General features: G+C 66.8%; 3 protein-coding genes. 1 reads left to right on the top strand and 2 read right to left on the bottom strand.

Translation table 11 applies throughout. The features are described from left to right. Both JHD07_RS37000 and JHD07_RS37005 read right to left on the bottom strand, forming a co-directional pair. Window positions 1-977 (bottom strand): molybdopterin cofactor-binding domain-containing protein (locus tag JHD07_RS37000; protein ID WP_291631184.1); only part of this gene is annotated, 977 nt, incomplete at its 3' end. Window positions 978-986: 9 nt separating this feature from the next. Next, window positions 987-2,264 (bottom strand): amidohydrolase/deacetylase family metallohydrolase, encoded by a 1,278-nt coding sequence (locus JHD07_RS37005; protein ID WP_291631186.1) that lies wholly within the window; start codon window positions 2,262-2,264, stop codon window positions 987-989. A gap of 189 nt (window positions 2,265-2,453) precedes the next feature. On the opposite strand from JHD07_RS37005, the gene JHD07_RS37010 reads away from it, so the two are divergent. Next, window positions 2,454-2,868 (top strand): MarR family transcriptional regulator (locus tag JHD07_RS37010; RefSeq protein ID WP_291631189.1); only part of this gene is annotated, 415 nt, incomplete at its 3' end.

Here is a 2,868-nt window from a genome sequence, read left to right on the forward strand (position 1 = left end):
CGGAGCTTGATATCAACCCGATCATTGCCGGCGCGCAAGGTGCCGTCGCGGTCGGCATAGACCGTGATCCTGTAATGGTGCTCGCGGCAGTTGGAGCTGGCGACGAGATGCTCGCGGCGGTCTTCGAGCCAGCGCACCGGGTGGCCGCAGCGCATCGTCAGCCAGGACAGGCAGACCTCTTCGGGCAGCAGGATGCCCTTGTGGCCGAAGCCGCCGCCGACGTCGGGCGAGATAACGCGGATCTGGCCCTCCTCCATGCCAAGGCATTCGGCAAGGCCGCTGCGCGTGATGTGCGGCATTTGCGCCGCCGAATGCAGGGTGAGCTGGTCGAGCCGCGGATCGAACGTCGCGACCACGCCGCGGCCTTCGAGCGGCGACATGCACTGCCGCGCCGTCGAGATCTCGCGCGTCACCTTGATCGGGGCGTCGAGCGCGGCGGAGATATCGACCTCGTAATTGGTTTCGAGGAAGACGTTGTCGCCCCAATGCTCGTGCACCAGCGCGGAGCCGGGCTCGCGCGCTTTGAGCATGTCGGTGACCGCGGGCAGCTCTTCCAGATCCAACGTCACGGACGCCGCGATGTCCTCCGCTTCGGCCCGCGTCGGTGCAAGGCACATCGCGACGAGCTCGCCGACCTGGCGCACCTTGCCGGTGGCGAGTACCGGCTGCTCCGAGATCTTGAAGCCCGGCAGTCCCGATACCGCGCGGATGGGCTTGATGCCGTCGAGATCGGCCGCCGTAAACACGCTGCCGCGATAGCGTTCGGGCACGTGGATGCCGCGGATGCGCGCATGCGCCAGCGGGCTGCGCACGAAGGCGACGTCCTGAAGGCCGGCGAGCCTGACGTCGCCGACATACTGGCCGCGGCCGCGCATCAGGCGATCGTCCTCCTTGCGCGGCAGACGCGCGCCGACGCCCTGCCCCGACTTTCCGTGCGGAAATTCCCGCTCGTTGCGCACGCCCGCGTTCTCCTTCAACGCCCGGCCCTATGCCGCGACGGCTTGCGGCAGGATCGGCGCCACCGCCTCGAAGCGCGTGCCGGCGCGCAGGCAGAACGCCGGCTGCAGCAGGCGCTCGGCGATAACCTCGTTCTTCTCATTGTCCATGAGGACGAAACGGCCGTTCTGCTCCGACAGCACGGAGACGTCGGCATCCATGCCGACCCTGAGCGCACCGATCTCGGCGCTGCGACCCAGCATTTTGGCGGGATTGGAGGTGACCATCGGCACCACCTGCTCCAGCGTCAGGCCGAGGGCCATCATCGAGCTCATCGCCTGGACCAGGCTGAACTTGGCCTGGCCTGCGAACGGATGGTTCTCCTCGTCCTCGTGCTGGTCCGGCGTTCCCGCCGGCGCGGGCACATGGGTGTTGTAGCCGTGAATGTCGGCGCCGAGCGTGGTCGGAACGATTCCGGCGGCGATCGCCTTCTTCGCGAGCCGGTAGGAGAAATGGCTGCCGTGGCCGACATCGACCTTCAGGCCGCGGTCGAGCGCTGCCTGGATCACCGGATGCACCTCGCCCTCGCGGTTGACGAAGCCGCCGGGATGGCGCGTGAACGGATGGGCCAGGATGTCGCCCTCGCGCAGCAGAGGGATGACGCGGGTGAGGATGGTGTCGGCATCCTCGCCATTGGCGCCGCTCTCGGGCAGGCCCCAGAGCTGGCCGAAATGCACATAGACCGGCAGATCGGCGCGCTTGCCGATCTCCGCCGCCATCTCGATGACGCGGATGCCCCAGCGCGCGAAGCCGCCGATCTCGGCATGGGCCTTGATGCCGCGCACGATGTCGGGATTGGCCGTCGCCGCCTTGACGGTCGCGTCGATGTCGACGCCGTCGGGGCTGTAGAGCTGCGGATAGAAGTGTCCCTCGAGCCCACCGACGAGATAGGCCGAGAGGAACGCATAAACGCGCGAGGCCGCGGGCTCCGCGATGAAATGGCGGAAGCCGGGCAGCGTCATGCAGGACGGACCGCCCTGATCCACCAGCGTCGTCACGCCCGACTGCACGCCAACCATGTCGGGATTCATGCCGAAACGGCCGGAGACATATTGATAGACGTGGGCATGGGTGTCGATCAGGCCCGGCAGCACCAGCTTGCCGCTGACATCGACGACCTCCTTCGCGCTGGTGGGCAGAATGTCGGACGCGACCGCGGCGATCTTGCCATTGCGGATAGCGACGTCCTTGAGGCCATCGACGCCGGAGGCTGGACAGATCACGCGACCGCCTCGGAGCAGAAGGTCGAAGCTGGCAGTGACGGACATGGCGCTCTCCTCTTCTTGCGAGGGTGACGGTCTCGCTCCCTCGAATTACGAAGCATGCTTCGCATCTTGACATTACGAAGCATGCTTCGCATTTTGGCAAAAGCAAGCATCGTGCCATCATCCTCCTGTGGCGGGTGCGCTCGAATCGAGCTAAGCGCGACGGAGTGTCCTGGGTTGGGAGAGCGTGCATTGCGGCAGGCGAAGACACGTCGCGGCGGGACGAGGCACCGCCCCTGGCCGTTGTCCGAACGGCCCGGCTATCTGATCCGCCGGCTGCACCAGATCCACGTCGCGCTGTTCCAGGAGGCCTGCGGCGAATTCGAGGTCACGCCGCTGCAATACAGCCTGCTGTCGGCGTTGGCGGTGCGTGAAACTGCCGATCAGACCACTTTGGCGGCCGATATCGCGCTCGATCGCACCACGACGACGGGTGCGTTGAAGCGTCTCGCCGCCCGAAATCTGGTCGAGCGTGCGGTGAACAAGGATGATCGGCGCGCGCGGCTATGCCGGTTGACGCCGGCCGGAGCCGCGCTCCTGGTTAAAATCGAGGGTGCGGCACGACGGGCGCACCGTGCGACGCTCGGCGATTTGAGCCCGCGGGAAC

This window comes from Bradyrhizobium sp., assembly GCF_016462955.1.
Lineage (GTDB): Bacteria > Pseudomonadota > Alphaproteobacteria > Rhizobiales > Xanthobacteraceae > Bradyrhizobium.